Source organism: Dissulfurispira sp. (assembly GCF_036745535.1).
Taxonomy (GTDB): Bacteria; Nitrospirota; Thermodesulfovibrionia; order Thermodesulfovibrionales; family Dissulfurispiraceae; genus Dissulfurispira.
On sequence record NZ_DAIOFX010000093.1, the window covers coordinates 3,812 to 5,234 of the forward strand.

Below are 1,423 nucleotides of genomic sequence, written 5' to 3' on the forward strand. Positions count from 1 at the left end.
CAGAGCGAAACGGGTCTCTTATATGCCGTACTTCTTTTTGTAGTTGTAAAGGCTCTGGCGGCTCACACCCAATAGCCTGGCTGCTCTCGAGATATTATTGCCGCAGGTATTCAATGTCTCTTTAATCTTCTGCACTTCAATTTTTTCTATTGCATCCCGCAAGCCTGTATCCTTCGATACATCCATTGTCTGTTGCGCAGCTAAATCCAAATCCTGCTGACTTATGGAGTTGGCCTCAGCCATCACAATAGCCCTTCTTATTTTATTAATCATCTCCCTGACATTGCCGGGCCATGGGTAGGCCCTTACAGCCTCTATTGCCTCTCCTGTAAATGTCTTTGTTAAACCCATCTCCCTGCAAAATCTATTAAGAAAATGCCTTGCAAGTATTACTTTATCCTCCCCCCTCTCTCTAACCGGAGGAAGACTTATCGTGAAAGCATTCAATCTGTAATAAAGGTCGTTTCTGAACCTGCCTTCTGCAATGGCTGAGCCGAGGTCACGGTTAGTAGCAGCAATAAGCCGCACATCGACTTTTTTCCCGCCTATCGCCCCTATCCTTTCAATAACCCTGTCCTGAAGGAATCTCAAAAGCTTTGATTGGAGGCTTAGAGGCATGTCTCCAATCTCATCTAAGAAAATAGTACCGCCACCCGCGCACTCAAATTTTCCCTTTTTGCTGGCATACGCCCCGGTAAATGCCCCCCTTTCGTAGCCAAAGAGTTCTGCCTCGAGCAGACCTTCTGGTATCGCAGCACAATTTATAGTAATGAAAGGCTTGTCCTTTCTCAGGCTCCTCTCATGAATTGCCAATGCAGTCAATTCCTTGCCGGTGCCACTTTCGCCAAGTATAAGCACCGGGAGGTCTGTTGGAGCCACCTTCCTGATTTTTGAGAACACCTCTAACATAACGCTGCTCGCCCCAACAAACTCCTGAAACCCTTCGCTGCCGCCTGTCTTCAGGATTTCCACTTCCATAAAATTAATCAGTCTCTGTAAATAATCTGTAGTGAGACTATTTGCCTCCGAATATAATTTTTTAAGAAGGCTCTGCTTTTCGTGATATGCAAAATATTCCGGGGAATTGAAGGCAAGCTCCCAGCCGCAGGCATTACAGACCATCGGCATTTTATTATACTTCTCCCCGCAATAAGGACATTCGTTAATAGCAGTCAGATTATCAGCTATATATTTCCAGAGTTTAACCTTTGCAGCAATGTCGAGATCGTAAAATTTTAAGGCGTAACCACTCCTGTCCTTCCTGATAATCCTGCCGCTGTGCTCAAAACCCCCAAATTCGGAAAGATTGTATTTAAGCAGAACATTATCATTGTCCCCGGTTAATTTCTTATCGGGGATCAGAAAAGCGCCACTTTCCGGATGGAGGGACAGCCTATGAGTATTTTATATCATGAACTTAGGG

General features: G+C 45.0%; 1 protein-coding gene. It reads right to left on the reverse strand.

Features of this window, described 5'->3' with window-relative positions; all coding sequences use genetic code 11:
* Positions 1-18 precede the first annotated feature (18 nt).
* Positions 19-1,128 (reverse strand): sigma-54 interaction domain-containing protein, encoded by a 1,110-nt coding sequence (locus V7L97_RS10940; RefSeq protein ID WP_333655924.1) that lies wholly within the window; start codon positions 1,126-1,128, stop codon positions 19-21.
* Positions 1,129-1,423: the final 295 nt, after the last annotated feature.

What these genes read in the sequence shown, in the direction of transcription:
- V7L97_RS10940 (WP_333655924.1), bottom strand. Translation starts at nt 1,128, where the DNA reads ATGCCGATGGTCTGTAATGCCTGCGGCTGGGAGCTTGCCTTCAATTCC.